The sequence below is a fragment of the Thalassobacter sp. genome (assembly GCF_982993085.1).
In genome coordinates this window covers 1-14873 of the sequence record NZ_CEZFMW010000087.1, presented here as the reverse complement: position 1 = coordinate 14873, position 14873 = coordinate 1, and the positions used below count along the sequence as shown (strand labels likewise).

The 14873-nt window shown below is 58.0% G+C and carries 14 protein-coding genes; all 14 read left to right on the top strand.

Translation table 11 applies throughout. The annotated features are described in order from the left end of the window. Positions 1–200, top strand: a 200-nt coding sequence (locus AC4GMC_RS13050; protein WP_490391458.1) for a hypothetical protein, incomplete at its 5' end; no start/stop codon positions are given. A gap of 204 nt (positions 201–404) precedes the next feature. After that, positions 405–629, top strand: coding sequence for a Flp family type IVb pilin (locus tag AC4GMC_RS13045; protein WP_052068319.1), 225 nt, complete (start codon positions 405–407; stop codon positions 627–629). Between the two features lie 270 nt (positions 630–899). Then, positions 900–1727, top strand: coding sequence for a Flp pilus assembly protein CpaB (gene cpaB, locus AC4GMC_RS13040; protein WP_487877998.1), 828 nt, complete (start codon positions 900–902; stop codon positions 1725–1727). A 207-nt stretch (positions 1728–1934) separates the two neighbouring features. Continuing rightward, complete coding sequence (locus tag AC4GMC_RS13035) at positions 1935–3374, top strand: type II and III secretion system protein family protein (RefSeq protein WP_487879074.1); 1440 nt, start codon at positions 1935–1937, stop codon at positions 3372–3374. A gap of 6 nt (positions 3375–3380) precedes the next feature. After that, entirely contained in the window at positions 3381–4007 is a 627-nt protein-coding gene (locus tag AC4GMC_RS13030; RefSeq protein ID WP_487880179.1) for an OmpA family protein, read from the top strand. 211 nt (positions 4008–4218) lie between these two features. Further along, positions 4219–5523, top strand: a complete 1305-nt coding sequence (locus AC4GMC_RS13025) for a CpaE/TadZ family protein (protein ID WP_487879076.1) — start codon at positions 4219–4221, stop codon at positions 5521–5523. Between the two features lie 20 nt (positions 5524–5543). Next, positions 5544–7061 carry a TadA family conjugal transfer-associated ATPase gene (locus AC4GMC_RS13020; RefSeq protein ID WP_487879077.1) on the top strand — a complete coding sequence of 506 codons (1518 nt, stop codon included), beginning with the start codon at positions 5544–5546 and terminating at the stop codon, positions 7059–7061. Between the two features lie 12 nt (positions 7062–7073). After that, entirely contained in the window at positions 7074–8042 is a 969-nt protein-coding gene (locus tag AC4GMC_RS13015) for a type II secretion system F family protein (protein ID WP_487879078.1), read from the top strand. A gap of 4 nt (positions 8043–8046) precedes the next feature. Continuing rightward, a complete protein-coding gene (locus tag AC4GMC_RS13010; protein WP_487878428.1) occupies positions 8047–9021 on the top strand; it encodes a type II secretion system F family protein in 975 nt (324 codons plus the stop codon). Then, positions 9022–9582, top strand: a complete 561-nt coding sequence (locus AC4GMC_RS13005; RefSeq protein WP_487879079.1) for a tetratricopeptide repeat protein — start codon at positions 9022–9024, stop codon at positions 9580–9582. A 36-nt stretch (positions 9583–9618) separates the two neighbouring features. Then, the gene (locus tag AC4GMC_RS13000; protein ID WP_487878429.1) at positions 9619–10470 is read left to right on the top strand and encodes a tetratricopeptide repeat protein; all 852 of its coding nucleotides are present in this window, start codon (positions 9619–9621) and stop codon (positions 10468–10470) included. After that, positions 10471–10965, top strand: coding sequence for a prepilin peptidase (locus AC4GMC_RS12995; protein ID WP_487878430.1), 495 nt, complete (start codon positions 10471–10473; stop codon positions 10963–10965). It abuts the gene before it with no gap. Between the two features lie 86 nt (positions 10966–11051). Continuing rightward, the gene (locus AC4GMC_RS12990) at positions 11052–12365 is read left to right on the top strand and encodes a DUF8689 domain-containing protein (RefSeq protein ID WP_487878431.1); all 1314 of its coding nucleotides are present in this window, start codon (positions 11052–11054) and stop codon (positions 12363–12365) included. 341 nt (positions 12366–12706) lie between these two features. Beyond that, positions 12707–14873 (top strand): ligase-associated DNA damage response DEXH box helicase (locus AC4GMC_RS12985; RefSeq protein ID WP_487880489.1); only part of this gene is annotated, 2167 nt, incomplete at its 3' end.

Here is a 14873-nt window from a genome sequence, read left to right as displayed (position 1 = left end):
ACTTTATTGCAAGTGAATCTGGCGCCGTAACCGTTGACTGGGTTGTTCTGACAGCTGCTCTCGTGGGTTTGGGTCTTGCGGTTATGACTGTTGTGTCGTCGGGCGTTGAACAGCTGTCGACTGACATCGACGAAGAGCTGTCCACAATGGGCACACAATCCTACACCTTCCTCGGGTTTACCGGCGGTTCGGGCGGCTAAGCCCCCAACCAATGATTTTGTGGCCTCGCCTTTTTGGGGGCGGGGCTACCACGATAGATACAATTCGATAAAAAGGCGGTTAGAACTCTAGGCTTTTAGGGTTTTTTCGGCCCAATTCGCGCCGCATTGCGGTTGCCTTATGCCCTCATCCGACGAGCACAGATCAGCTCTGGATGAACGAAACTGAGCATAAGGAACGAGCACATGCTTTTGCACGCAATCAAGACATTCACAAACGACGAAGATGGCGCTGTCACGGTTGACTGGGTTGTTCTGACAGCGGCCCTTGTGGGCCTGGGTCTGGCCGTCATGGTCGTGGTCAAGGACGGGATTTCCGATTTGGCCGGCGACATCGACACCGAGTTGAAGAAAGACCACACCACATTCACAATCGATCTCTCTGGTTCGGGCTCCGGTTCGGGCGGCTAACGCCCCGCGCACCGACCAACACGATGACAAACCGCGCGGGACCATCCGCGCGGTTTTTCTGTATTCAGACCAAGCACCATGGAAACAATCCGCAAATTTTCGCGGAACTCCCCGACAAAGCCGCTTCAATTCCCTGTCCGGACCATGCTTTCGCCCAATTTCAGGCGCAGAAAACCATCATGAGGCTCCCGCATACCGTTCAATGGGTAGGTGCGTCGGGACCCCGCAGTGATGAGGCAATGGCCCGGGGGGTCAGTTAGGACAGACACCATGAGACTCGTATTTGGATTGGTTCTCATAATCGGCGTGGGGCTTGCTGGATTTGCGGTCTATTTCGCCAAAGATCGGTTTAATCAGTACCAATTGGCCTTGGCACAACAAAAGGCCGCGATCATTCCCTTGACCGAAGTCTTTGTGACCAAGCGCCAGTTGCGGTACGGCCAACAGCTGACGCCCGATGACGTGCAGGCGGTGAAATGGCCCGCTGACGCGCTACCACCCGGCGCATTCACCGAGCTTTCGCAGATTTTCCCCGACGAAAACAAAGAGCCCCGCACCGTGTTGCGCGTGATGGAACGCGGTGAGCCGCTTTTGATCATGAAAGTCACCGGCCCCGGTGAGGACGCCGGCGTTGCCGCGCGGCTTGGCAAAGGGATGCGCGCCTTTGCCCTGCGGGTGGATGTGATGTCCGGTGTATCGGGCTTCCTGCGCCCCGGCGACAGGGTCGATGTTTATTGGACGGGCACCGGCGCCGAGGGTCAGGGCATCACCCGGTTGATCCACGCCAACCTGCAACTGATTGCCGTGGACCAAGTCACGGATGAGGAACGTAATAATCCAATCCTTGCCCAATCCGTAACTGTTGAAACCACGCCCGACGTGGTCGCCAAACTGGCACAGGCTCAAGCCACAGGCCGCCTGACCCTTGCGCTGGTGGGTGTTACGGATGATGTTGCAAGTGCAGAGGTTTCGGCCGACGCAAGTTCGATCGTCGGGGAACGCGCGGTCGCTCCGGTGGCTGAAGCCAAACGCACCTGCTCGATACGGGAGCGTCGCGGCAAAGAAGTGGTCGTTATCCCCTCGCCCTGTCCTGAATGACCATATCTAAGTCTAGGTGATTTCTGCTCAGCGCGCCCAAAATATTGTGGCGCGCTGTTGCTCTGGGACCGTGATTGTTGCTCATTTGCATGAAGTACGGACGTTAACAGCTTGATTCTTGCAATAAACACCCACTTAGCGCATGGTCGCGACTAATATGGGCAAAGACCCACTTTTGAGCAGCGGTGATCAGAGAGGCGAGATCACATGAAATTTAGACATGTCTTAACCGCGGGGCTTTTGGGCCTCGCATTTCTAGTGGGACAGGGTGCGCCAACATCGGCGGAAACCCTTAGCATCATGCGCGGCACCGCACAGGCGCCCCTAAAGGTGCCTTTGAACCGCGCAATCGTTCTGGAAAGCGACACGGTATTTGCTGAGTTGTCCGTTGCGAACCCCGCAATTGCCGACATCGCAACCCTGTCAGAGCGGACCATCTATGTTCTGGGTCGCGCGCCCGGGCGTACAACGCTGACCCTTTTGGGTGCCGATGGGCGTTTGATCAGCAACGTTGAGGTGCAGGTCACCCCTGACGTCGGTGAGCTAAAGGAACGCCTGTCCGAGCTTTTGCCAGGTGAACCAATTTCGGTGCGCACTGCGAATGATGGAATTGTCCTTGCCGGGACGGTCTCCTCTTCGGCACGCGTATCCCGCGCCCTTGATATCGCAAACCGCTACGCCCCTGATCGGGTGCTGAACCTGATGGTTGTCGGCGGAACGCAGCAAGTCATGCTGAAGGTCCGCTTTGCCGAAATGCAGCGGTCTGTTTCAAAAAGCCTTTCATCCTCATTGGGCATCACGTCGATCAACCCCGACATTTCGTCATCCACGGCCACAGGCACTGCCACGTTGAACGCAGGCACCACGGCGGGCAGCACCGGGTCCGTCAGCCAAGTGCCGAACAACGAAAATGCTGGCGGCATCGCCGTGGCATTTGGAGCAGGTGCTGTACAATTCTCGATCCTGCTTGAGGCATTGGAAGACAAAGGCGTCGTACGCACGTTGGCTGAGCCCAACCTAACCGCCCTCAGCGGTCAGGACGCACGGTTCCTTGCGGGGGGTGAAATCCCGCTTCCCGTAGCGAATGAGCGTGGCGGCGTGTCAGCCGACTATCGCCCCTTTGGCATCGATATGTCGTTCACGCCCACGGTTGTGGACGGCGACATCATCAACCTTGTTCTGAACGCCAGTGTGTCCAGCATCGACAGTGCCAACGGCACGACGATCAACAACGCATTCGTCCCGGCCTTCCGGACCCGTGAGACATCCACCACTGTGGAATTGCGCGACGGTCAAAGCTTTGCGATTGCTGGCCTGCTGGAAGACGACTTTCAGGACAACGCGTCACAAGTGCCATGGCTTGGTGACATTCCCGTTTTGGGCACCCTGTTCCGCAGCGCCGAGTTCCAACGTTCGCAGTCGGAGTTGGTTGTGATCGTGACAGCCCATCTCGTGACGCCGACAACCGGCGAAGCGCTGGCATTGCCCACGGACCGCATCCGCCCCCCCACCGAGCGCGAGTTGTTCCTGTTCGGCCAAGTCGGCAACACCAACACATCGTCCAACACACGTGTTTCGACGCAATCTGGCTCTGATGAAGTGGCGAACCAAGACTTCAGCGGATCCTATGGCTACGTATTGGAGTAAATGACCATGGCAACTTCCAAGCATTACTCACGCCGCGGCCTGATCATGATGGCTGGCACCAGCGGACTTTTGGCTGCCTGCGGACAGGTGTCACTAGACCAAGTTGCAGGCGCGGACATCGACGAAGGCGCATTTGGCAACCCGACGTTTAACAATCACCTCGCGCAGACCGGTCAGGTCAACGCACGCATCAGCCTTGCCCGCAAATTTGCGGAATCGGTGCCCACGACTGTGAACTTTGCGTTCGACAGCGCGGTCATCGACGCTGAGGCTCAGCAAGCCATTCGCGCGCAGGCTGATTTCATGCGTCAATTCCCAGAGGTCAAATTCTCGGTCTATGGCCACACAGATGCGGTGGGTGGCGAAGCCTCTAACCTGCGTTTGGGGCGCAAACGTGCACGTGCCGTTGTTCGTGCACTTGGCCAATTCGGCGTCTCAGCGCGCAGGCTTGAGGCTCTTGTTTCCTTTGGTGAGCGGCAGTTGCTGGTTCAAACCGATGACCGCGAGCGGGCCAACCGCCGCACCGTGACCGAGGTTTCGGGCTTTGTTGAAAGCGACCCTATGGTGCTGGATGGCCAATACGCCACCCTCATCAACCGCAACTACGTGGCATCGCAGGTGCCTTCAGAATAGGCCTCACGCAGCCTGTCCGGCCGCGCCCGAATTGTGGCGCGGTCGTTGACAAAGCGTGGACGATGACCACTCCAATACCACTTAGTTTCAGCTTTTTGGCCAAACTATTGCCCAGATTACGGGTCAAACCAGTTCATGGGAACAGGTGCGTTTTGCACGTTTGTACCCGGGGGACCGTTGGGGTCCCAGGATGTGAACTGGGTATTTTATTATGTCGAGCAACCTTGCCTTAACACCTGAACCAGCCGCGATTGTGGCCTGTACGGTTTCACGGGATGTCCAAGAATTTGACCTGCTGATTGAAGACATGGAAAGCGCATTGGGCGAAAGTTGGGGGGACCTGACATTCGAGGAAGCCCATGCCTTTTTGGAGCAGCCCGAAGCACAGGAAATGGAATTTATCGCGGTGGCCGTGGACGCCGAGGATGAGGGCGACCTTGTCGAGGTCGGCACCATCATCCGCACCGCAAAAGCCGCCAGCATCAGGGTGATCCTGATCGCGGACGGGCTAAGCCCCACACTATTACACACGCTTTTACGCGATGGCGCAGACGATTTTGTGCCCTACCCCCTGCCCGAGAACGCCTTGGCCGATGCCATTGCCCGGGTGCGCGCGTCAACAGAAGCCGCGATGGCGGCACCCACACAGGCGGGGCCCACTGGCGCCACACGTACGCAGCGTGGCACTGGCGGGCGATCCGGTGCGGAGCCGGTTCTGTTTGCTGTGCACGGCATTTCGGGGGGCTGCGGATCAACCACATTTGCCACCAACCTTGCATGGGAACTGGCCAACATCAGCAGCGAACAGCCGCTTGATGTGTGCCTGATTGATCTCGATCTTCAGTTCGGCACGGTGGCCACATACCTCGACCTGCCGCGCCGCGGCTTGATCTATGAAATTCTTGCGGACACGCAATCCATGGATGAGCAAGCATTTCGGCAATCGCTGCTGCCCTTCAACGAAAAGATGCAGGTGTTCACTGCGCCCACGGATATCCTTCCGCTTGATCTGATCGGGCCAGAAGACGTTGAGGCGTTGATCCGGCTCGCGAAGGAATGCTTTGACGTAGTGGTCGTGGATATGCCCAGCACGCTAGTGTCCTGGACCGAGACGGTGCTGCAAGAGTCCGACATCTATTTCGCCAATGTCGAGTTGGAACTGCGTTCTGCGCAGAACGTGCTGCGGATGATCAAGGCGCTCCGCTCGGAGCATCTGCCGCTCGAAAAGGTCAAATGGGTACTCAACCGGACCCCCAAGAAAGCCGACAGCACAACAAAGGGTCGGATCAAGCGCCTCTCGGAGAGCCTTGGGGTCGAGTTCGGGTACATGATCCCGGATGGCGGCCAGCAGGTGACCGACACCAATGACCACGGCGTCCCCCTAATGGAGGCCGCGCCCAAGAACCCGATGCGCAAGGAAATCCACGCCATGGCCGAGGTGCTTCATGCCGCCGCCGTGGGTGATGCCAACAATCAAGCGAAACCTAAGAAGCGCTCCTTCTTTGGCTTCGGCTAACGAAAGTATGAGGTGGGTCGATGTTTTCACGTTATAAAAAGCCGCAAATGGACACGGCCAAGCCCGTAGACGGGATGCCCGGCGGGACACCAGGTGCGGCGCGTGTGGTCGCCAAGTCCGAATTGACCGGCTCTGCTGCGCCCAAGTCCAAGCCTATTGTGCAGACTGCGCAGGCCGATCCGACCGTCGCCGCGGCAAATCCCCCCGTAAAATCGCGCCCCGTCACCAAAACCGTTGGGGAGACACCTTCCGACAAGGAACTCAAACGGCGTCAGCGGCTCGAAGAGCTGAAAACCGAGATGCACCACCGGCTGCTGGACAACCTCAACCTAGCTGCACTTGAGGGGGCAAACCCCAGCGATCTACGCTCAGAACTGGTTGCAATCTGTTCGGATGAATTGTCCGAGATGGGCGTCGTTCTGAACACCGAGGACCGTCAGACCCTGCACAAAGAGTTGTTTGACGAAATCACCGGCCTCGGCCCGCTTGAGCCGCTTTTGCGGGATGAGGACGTGAACGATATCCTCGTGAACGGCCCCCACAACATCTACGTGGAACGCGCGGGGAAACTGTCAAAATCCGAAATTCGGTTCAAGGATGAGGCACATTTGCTGCGTATCATCGACAAGATCGTGTCTGCCGTGGGCCGACGCGTGGACGAATCGAACCCCTACGTTGATGCGCGCCTCAAAGATGGATCGCGTTTCAATGCCATGGTCCCTCCCGTGGCCGTGGATGGCTCGCTCGTCTCCATCCGGAAGTTCAAAAAGGAAAAGCTGGGTGTAGACGAGCTGGTCAACTTTGGTGCCTTTACCGAGGAAATGGCCGCCTATTTACAGGCCGCCGTATCAACACGTTTGAACGTGATCGTATCGGGTGGGACAGGTTCGGGTAAGACGACGACGCTGAACGCGCTGTCGTCATTCATTGGCCAGGCCGAGCGAGTGCTGACGATTGAGGATACGGCCGAACTGCAACTGCAACAGGACCACGTGGGCCGGATGGAGAGCCGCCCGCCTAACGTTGAAGGCAAGGGTGCGGTGACCCAGCGTGACTGTTTGCGCAACGCCCTTCGGATGCGGCCCGACCGGATCATCGTGGGTGAGACCCGCGGCGAAGAGGTCATCGACATGTTGCAGGCCATGAACACCGGCCACGACGGTTCCATGACCACGATCCACGCCAACAACGCCCGCGACGCGATTTCGCGGCTGGAAAACATGGTTGCCATGGCCGGGATTGAGATGCCGCTCAAGGCGGTGCGCGCCCAGATCGCGTCTGCTGTGAACCTGATTGTGCAGGCCTCGCGCCTACAGGATGGTTCCCGCCGGATGGTTTCGATCACTGAGGTGACGGGCATGGAGGGTGAAGTCATCACCCTGCAAGAGGTCTTTCGCTACGAGCGTTTGGGACTAGAGCCGGACGGTACGATTATCGGGCGGTTCACCGCGACGGGCATCCGGTCACACTTTGCCGACCGCTTCCGCCAGTGGGGCTATGACCTGCCCGCATCTATTTACGAACCCGCAGTCGATTAAGGGGGACGCACCATGCAACTGTCTATTGAGCCACTGATTTATATCGGAATTTTCGTTGGGATCGTTTTCCTTGTGGAGGGCATCTACTTGATGTTCTTTGGCAAGAGTATCTCGCTCAACGCGCGGGTGAACCGCCGCCTTGAGATGCTGGAAAAGGGATCGACCCGCGAAGAAGTGATGGAGCATCTTCGCAAAGAGCAAGAGCAGCATTCAACCGCGCGCAACATCCCCTTTTATTCGCTGATCGCCGAGAAAGCCCGCAAGGGGAATATCGCCTTTGCACCCGAAATGCTGATGGCCGTAATGGCCGGGCTGTGTGTGGTAGCGTTCCTTGCGCTGACGTTGCTGACGGGGGCGGGGTTTGCGGTGCGGCTGTTGGTGTCGATCGTCTTTGGCATTGGTGCCGTCTATTTCTGGATCAACAAAAAGGCCAAGCAGCGCCTGTCGATGATGGAAGAACAATTGCCCGACGCCGTGGACCTGATGGTGCGCAGCCTGCGCGTGGGACACCCGTTGAATTCCGCGATCAACATCGTCTCCAAGGAGGTGCCGGATCCGCTTGGCACTGAGTTCGGTTTTATCTCGGACGAGGCGGCCTATGGGCGCGACGTATCCGAGGCGCTGCGGGGCTTGGCCGAACGCGCCGGTCTACAGGACATGCGGTTTTTGGCTGTGGCCGTGGCTATTCAGCAGAAATCTGGTGGTAATCTTGCCGAGATTTTGAACGGCCTGTCCAAAGTGATCCGCGCCCGGTTCAAGCTGTTCCGCCGGGTCAAGGCCATCACGGCTGAGGCGCGATGGTCAGGTGTTTTTCTGTCGATCTTTCCGGTGCTCGCGCTGATCGGGATCAACGTGGCCCAACCCGATTACTACGCCGACGTAAAGGACAGCACGATGTTCATTCCGGCCGCTGTTGTTGTCCTCGTTTTTCTGATCGTCAACGTGTTCTTCATGCGTATGATGGTCAATATTAAGGTCTAAACTCATGGAAACGTTCAACGAATATATCGCCTTCCTTGGCCCCATGGGTGCGCTCTTGTTCGTAGGGTTTATCGGTGTGGTGATGGCCTTGATGGTCCTGCCCCGCCTGCTGCACCGCGAAAAAGACCCACTGGACCGTCTGCGCAAATCCCAAGCGGAACAGGCCGGCGAAACTGATGCAGAGGTCAAACTCAGCCGCCACGGCCAGCGCAATAAGAAGCTAGAGCGGTTTGCCCACCTGCTTGAACCCCAAGACGCTGAGCAACTGTCAGAAACGCGCAAGATGCTGATCCGCGCAGGCTATCGCGACCGGGACGCTGTGCGCACCCTTCAGGCCGCGCAGCTAATTCTAGGGATCGGGCTGCTGATCGTGGGTGTGTTTTATGTCGTTGTTTTGGGGTCTGAGATGAGCCTGACCAAGGTCATCATGGCGGTCATGATCCCCGGCGGTGTCGGGTACTATGGGCCGAAATACTGGGTGCAGAAACGCGTGGCCGCACGCCAAGATGCGATCATGTCGGGCTTTCCCGATGCGCTGGACCTGCTGTTGGTCTGTGTAGAAGCTGGCCAATCGCTGGACCAATCGATCATCCGGGTCAGCGAAGAAATCGCGGCATCCTATCCCGACCTTGCCGAAGAATTATCGATGGTCGCCCATGAAATGAAGGCCGGTAAGGACAAGCCATCCGTCCTCAAGGAATTCGCGGATCGATGCGATGTGGCGGATATCTCTTCGTTTGTGACGGTGCTGATTCAGTCTGCCGCCTTTGGGACATCGATTGCCGAAGCACTAAGGGTGTATGCGGCGGAAATGCGTGATAAACGAGTAATGCGGGCCGAAGAAAAGGCCAACGTTTTGCCAACGAAACTGACCGTGGGAACCATGATGTTTTGTGTGCCACCTTTGCTGATCATCCTGATTGGTCCCTCCCTTTTCGGGATTTCCCAAAGCCTTGGCGGCGGAGGCGGTGGCTTCTAGATGCGCGCACTTACTGTTTTCGCAACTCTACTGGTCCTCGTCGCCTGTGCGCCGGGGACCTCTGCACGTTTGGAACCCACCCCGGGTGTGGCACCGGGGGCCGCACCCGGGGCGGAGCCTGTTGTGGACCCGCGTATCGTAGCAGATCGCTTGCTTGCCGCCGGCGAGGCCGAGTTAGCCCTAGAGACCTACACACGCGCCGCCGCGCGCGAGGGGCTTAGCCCTGATTTGCTGGTCTCAATGTCTGCTGCCAACGTGCGTCTTGGCCGCCTGAACCAAGCCGAGCGGATCCTGCGCGATGTTTTGCGCGATACGCCAGAGCATGTTGGCGCGCTCAATAATCTGGGCGTTGTTCTGTTGGAACAGGGTAACACAGGCGAGGCCCAGCGCACTTTCCGCAAAGCCTTTGCCTTGGACAGTGGCGAAACCCCCGAAATTCGTGAAAATCTACGCGTAGCACTCGCAAAAATGGAAAATTCGTCGTATAATACGGAACAATCGGCTTACACGCTGGTCAATCGCGGAGGGGGAGTTGTCTCTCTTGTGCGGACCAAGCCATAAAAATTATTGAGCCACACGAGCAGTAAAGGACGCAAAATGCGCCACGTTGGATTGATCGGCCTCCTGATGGGGGGCACCGTTTTGCTTGCGGGTTGCGAGCAGCCTGACACAGACGTGAGCCGCGCGCTCGATAGTGTGAACGTCATCGATGAGAGTAACCTCAACGATATCATGCTGACGGTCGCGGACCCGAATGAGGCCGTAGATTATTTTTTACGCACCATCCGGGAAAACCCCGACCGTATTGATGTGCAACGCGGCTTGGCCAAAAGCCTGATCCGCGCAAAGCGTAACGAGGAAGCCGCCCTTGCGTGGGAAAAGGTCGCCGACCACCCAGAGGCCAGCAATGACGACAAGGTCGACTATGCGGACAGCCTGATCCGTACGGGCAAATGGGACAAGGCCGAGGATGTCCTCGACACGATCCCCCCGACCTATGAAACCTATTCCCGCTACCGGCTGGAAGCGATGATCGCCGACAGCAACCAAGAATGGGACAAAGCCGACGCATTTTATGAAATCGCCACAGGCCTGACCACGCGCCCGGCTGGTGTTTTGAACAACTGGGGGTTTTCCAAGCTAACCCGCGGTGATTACGGCGACGCAGAGCGGTTGTTCACCGAAGCGATCACCTATGATCGGGAACTGTTCACCGCCAAAAACAACCTCGTGTTGGCCCGCACAGCGCAGGCAAATTACACGATGCCTGTCGTGCCTATGACCAAAACGGAGCAGGCCCAACTGCTGCACACCGCGGCCTTGGCAGCGATCAAACAGGGTGAAACCGACATTGGCCGCACCCTGCTTCAGGACGCGATTGACGCCCATCCGCAGCACTTTGCCCCCGCCGTGCGCGCCCTACGCGCGCTGGACACGGAGCGCACCTAGATGTTGCTGGAGACGACGGCGCAACAGGGGCTTTGGTTCCTGATCCCCGCCCTGCCGATCTGCCTTTGGGTTGCCTATACTGACCTCAGCGCGATGCGCATTCCCAACGTTGCGGTCCTCGCTCTGCTGGCAGTGTTTGTTGTGGTGGGGTTCATGGTTCTACCGCTGGGCGATTTCGCTTGGCGGTTCGCACATTTGGCGGTGGTTTTGTTGATAGGCTTCGTGCTGAGCGCGTTCTTAGGCGTCGGCGCGGGCGACAGTAAATTCGCCGCGGCTATGGCACCCTTTGTGGCCCTTGGCGACGTGGCCGAAGTGCTCACGATCTTTTGCGTGCTGGTCTTTGTGACCTTTGCGCTGCATCGGGCGGCACGTTCAATTGCCTTTATTCGCGGCCTCGCGCCCAATTGGGAAAGTTGGACGGCCAAAAAATTCCCCATGGGCATCACACTTACGTCCACACTTGCTGTGTACCTTGGTCTAGCAGCTGCGCAATAAGCCGCGCGCCTGCGACCAAAGTAACCAAGACGCAAGGGACCGTGGGCTAACCTGCGACGGATCCCTGTCGCAGGAGTGTGTAGACAATGAACATGATGGTTCCCAATCCGGTGCCCGCACCAGCCCCGCTCAAAACGCTGTCGGACACCGGGCTGAGCATGGTAATGATGCGCGACGTACTGCTGAAAACCATGTTCCGCAAGTCCTGTGAAACCGCCCGCGATATTGCCGCCGCCGTTTGCATGCCGGTGCCCCTCGCGCAGGAATTGGTCGATATCATCCGCAAAGCCGGTCTGGTCGAGGCGACCGGAACGCTGCATGCCGGCAAGGGTGGGGACATGGGGTTCCAACTGACTGAGGCGGGTAAGGCCCGGGCGCTCGATGCTCTGTCACAATCCGAATATTACGGCGCGATGCCCGTCCCGCTTGAGATTTATAAGCAACAAACCCGCAAGCAATCCGTGCGCAACGTCCAGATCACCCGCGATGCGCTGTTGCGGTCTATGGGGCATCTGATCCTACCGCCCAACCTGATTGATCAGCTCGGTCCGGCAGTAGGTTCGGGGCGATCGGTTCTGATGTACGGCCCGCCGGGCAATGGTAAGTCGTCAATTGCCGAAGGTATCCGGGCAGCCCTAGGGGATCACATCTATATTCCCCATGCCCTTGAATACGCAGGACAAGTTATCACTTTGTTCGATCCGATCGTGCACACGCCTGTCCCCGTAAAGCCCGAAGACCCCAACTGCCTGCGCAAAACCGGCCCCCGTTTTGATGAGCGGTACATCATCTGCCAGCGGCCAACGGTGATGACGGGGGGGGAATTATCGCTGTCTATGCTGGACCTGAATTACAACCCTGTCGCGCGCACCTATCAGGCATCCTTGCAGCTAAAATCGTCAGGCGGCGTGTTCATTGTGGATGACCTTGGCCGCCAAGAGGAACCGCCACAATCACTGATCAACCGATGGATCGTTCCGATGGAAATGGGGTACGATATCCTCGCGCTGCAATCGGGTGAAAAGTTTGAGGTGCCATTTGACACGCTCGTGGTGTTCTCCACCAACTTCCACCCCAACAAATTGTTCGATGGCGCGGCTCTGCGGCGGATCTTTTTCAAGGTTCTGATTGATGGTCCGACCCAAGAGGATTTCTTAAAGATTTTTGCCATGGTCGCCAAAAAGAAAAAGGTCCCGCTGGATGAAGCCGCCTTGGTGCATATGCTCAAACAAAAGTATCCCACGATCGACTATGTCTATGCCAACTTCCACGCGCCCTTCCTGCTCGATCAAATCATCGCAATCTGTGAATATGAAGGCATCCCCTACCAGATGACCCCCGATCTGATTGATCGCGCGTGGGAGAATCTCTTTGTGTCAGAGGTCGAGTTCTCACACTAACTCAGGTCACAAAGCGGTCACGATTTTGCCTCATTCCTTCGTCATTTGGCGTCGCAAAAGAACACGACTCGCCTTTGGGCGGCAAGGACGACATAGTGGAACTATTACCGTTTGAAGACGATCCCGATGCACTGAGCCAACGACGCACTGTGCGGTTAATCCTATTGGCGGGGTTCGCGGTCCTGTGTTTGGCATTGAGTGCGGTCTAGGGGCTTGCGGCCTGAGCCGGAGGCGTCTTGATAGGCAGAAATTTAGTATGCTTCGCCATGACCTTTCCGCACCACCTTCTGATCCCATGATCTAGCCTTGCCGCGCCGCGCGCGGGGGCTAGGCTGTGATGCATGGAAATGCCCCCCCCCCTCACCGCTTGGTTCGCCACACGCGGCTGGTCGCCCCACCCGCACCAGTCAGAAATGCTGGCACGCGCCGATGAACCATCGCTGCTTTTGATTGCGCCTACCGGCGGAGGCAAAACGCTGGCGGGGTTTCTACCTACCCTCGCGGCCTTGGCAGACGGGTCGCACAAAGGGCTTCATACGCTCTATATTTCGCCCCTCAAAGCGCTTGCTGCGGACATCAAACGCAACCTGCGCCGCCCGGTTGAGGAAGCGAACCTGCCCATCCGGATCGATGACCGCACCGGTGACACACCCCAATCCCGGCGCAAAGCCCAGCGCGCCGATCCGCCCCACATTCTGCTGACGACCCCCGAGAGCCTCGCGCTCTTGCTGAGCTATGAGGACGCGCCACGGATGTTTGCGGGCCTACAGCGGGTTGTGGTCGATGAGATCCACGCCTTAGCCGAAAGCAAACGCGGCGATCACTTGATGCTTTCGCTGTCGCGGCTCCAATCGATAGCCCCGGACATGCGGCGCGTGGGGCTGTCGGCGACAGTCGACGATCCGACCGCAATCGCCGGTTTTCTGGCACGCCATCCTGATCCCTGCCCGATTTTGAACGCCGACCCTGGGCCAGAGCCCGACATATCCATGCTGCAAACGGCTGAGGCACCCCCTTGGGCCGGGGGCGGCGGCCGCTATGCGATCCCCGCTGTGTTGGAACAGGTTAAACGCCACAAAACCACGTTGATTTTTCACAACACGCGCGCTCAGGCTGAGGTCTTTTTCCACCATCTGTGGCTGGCCAATGAAGAAGCGCTGCCAATCGGCATTCACCACGGCGCGCTTTCGCGCGAGGCTCGGGAAAAGGTGGAGCACGCGATGGTCGACGGGCAATTGCGCGCCATCGTGTGCACTGGCAGTCTCGATCTGGGAATTGACTGGGGCAACGTTGATCTTGTGATCCAAGTGGGCGCACCCAAGAACGTCAAACGTTTGGTCCAGCGGATTGGCCGCGCCAATCACCGCTATAACGCACCATCCAAGGCACTTTTGGTCCCAGCAAACCGCTTTGAAGTTGTGGAATGCGTCGCCGCGTTAGAGGCCGTGCGCGCCCACGATCTGGATGGCGAGCCGCGCGGCCCCGGTCCCCGTGATGTACTATGTCAGCATATCCTCAGCACCGCCTGTGCAGGCCCGTTTGACGCGGACGCTCTGTTTGCGGAAATCAAAACCTGCGGCGCATATCAGGGCCTAAACCGCGCGCAATTTGACGACTGCCTTATGTTTTGCGCAACCGGTGGCTACGCCCTACGCGCCTATGATCGCTACCAACGGCTGATGCAATTGCCCGACGGGCAGTGGCGCTTGCGCGATCCGCGCAGCACGCGGCAAATACGTATGAACCTCGGCACGATCCTATCCGCTGAAACGCTCAAAGTGCGATGGCGCGGGCGGGGTGGCGCCCCCTTGGGCGAGGTTGAGGAGGAGTTCGCAGCCACTCTCACCCCCGGCGATACCTTTTTGATGGCAGGTCAGATCGTGCGCTATGAAGGACTACGCGAATTGGTCATTGAGGTGACCCGCAGCAAGTCCAAGACCCCAAAGGTCGCGACCTTCTATGGAACCAAATTCGCTACTTCGACCCAGCTGTCGGAGCGGATTTTGCGCATTTTTCAACAGGGGGATTGGGCCGACCTTCCCGCACACACCGCCGACTGGCTTAACGTTCAAAAGAGGGTGTCCAAGCTACCGCAACCGGGACGACTGTTGGTTGAGAGTTTTCCCATGGATGGGCGCGCCCATACCGTCGCATATGGCTTTGCCGGGCGGAATGCGCAGCAAACGCTTGGGTTGTTGTTGACCCAACGCATGGAAGCCGCCGGTCTAGGCCCCATGGGATTTGTGGCCACTGATTACGCCACGTTGATATGGGCGCTTGACCCTGTGCAGGACCCCAGCGCGCTATTTGATCGTGCCGGACTAAGAGATGCGCTTGAGACATGGCTAGCAGGCAATCAGGTCATGAAACGGACCTTTCGCGGAGCTGCGATTATCTCGGGCCTGATCGAGCGAAATATGCCCGGCAAACGAAAATCCGGTCGGCAGGCGACTTTTTCCAGCGACATCCTCTATGACACTCTGCGCAAATATGATCCCGAGCATTTGA

Bases quoted from the DNA above. Each gene is read 5' to 3' on its own strand.
- AC4GMC_RS13045 (WP_052068319.1), top strand. From the start codon at position 405: ATGCTTTTGCACGCAATCAAGACATTCACAAACGACGAAGATGGCGCT.
- cpaB (WP_487877998.1), top strand. From the start codon at position 900: ATGAGACTCGTATTTGGATTGGTTCTCATAATCGGCGTGGGGCTTGCT.
- AC4GMC_RS13035 (WP_487879074.1), top strand. From the start codon at position 1,935: ATGAAATTTAGACATGTCTTAACCGCGGGGCTTTTGGGCCTCGCATTT.
- AC4GMC_RS13030 (WP_487880179.1), top strand. From the start codon at position 3,381: ATGGCAACTTCCAAGCATTACTCACGCCGCGGCCTGATCATGATGGCT.
- AC4GMC_RS13025 (WP_487879076.1), top strand. From the start codon at position 4,219: ATGTCGAGCAACCTTGCCTTAACACCTGAACCAGCCGCGATTGTGGCC.
- AC4GMC_RS13020 (WP_487879077.1), top strand. From the start codon at position 5,544: ATGTTTTCACGTTATAAAAAGCCGCAAATGGACACGGCCAAGCCCGTA.
- AC4GMC_RS13015 (WP_487879078.1), top strand. From the start codon at position 7,074: ATGCAACTGTCTATTGAGCCACTGATTTATATCGGAATTTTCGTTGGG.
- AC4GMC_RS13010 (WP_487878428.1), top strand. From the start codon at position 8,047: ATGGAAACGTTCAACGAATATATCGCCTTCCTTGGCCCCATGGGTGCG.
- AC4GMC_RS13005 (WP_487879079.1), top strand. From the start codon at position 9,022: ATGCGCGCACTTACTGTTTTCGCAACTCTACTGGTCCTCGTCGCCTGT.
- AC4GMC_RS13000 (WP_487878429.1), top strand. From the start codon at position 9,619: ATGCGCCACGTTGGATTGATCGGCCTCCTGATGGGGGGCACCGTTTTG.
- AC4GMC_RS12995 (WP_487878430.1), top strand. From the start codon at position 10,471: ATGTTGCTGGAGACGACGGCGCAACAGGGGCTTTGGTTCCTGATCCCC.
- AC4GMC_RS12990 (WP_487878431.1), top strand. From the start codon at position 11,052: ATGAACATGATGGTTCCCAATCCGGTGCCCGCACCAGCCCCGCTCAAA.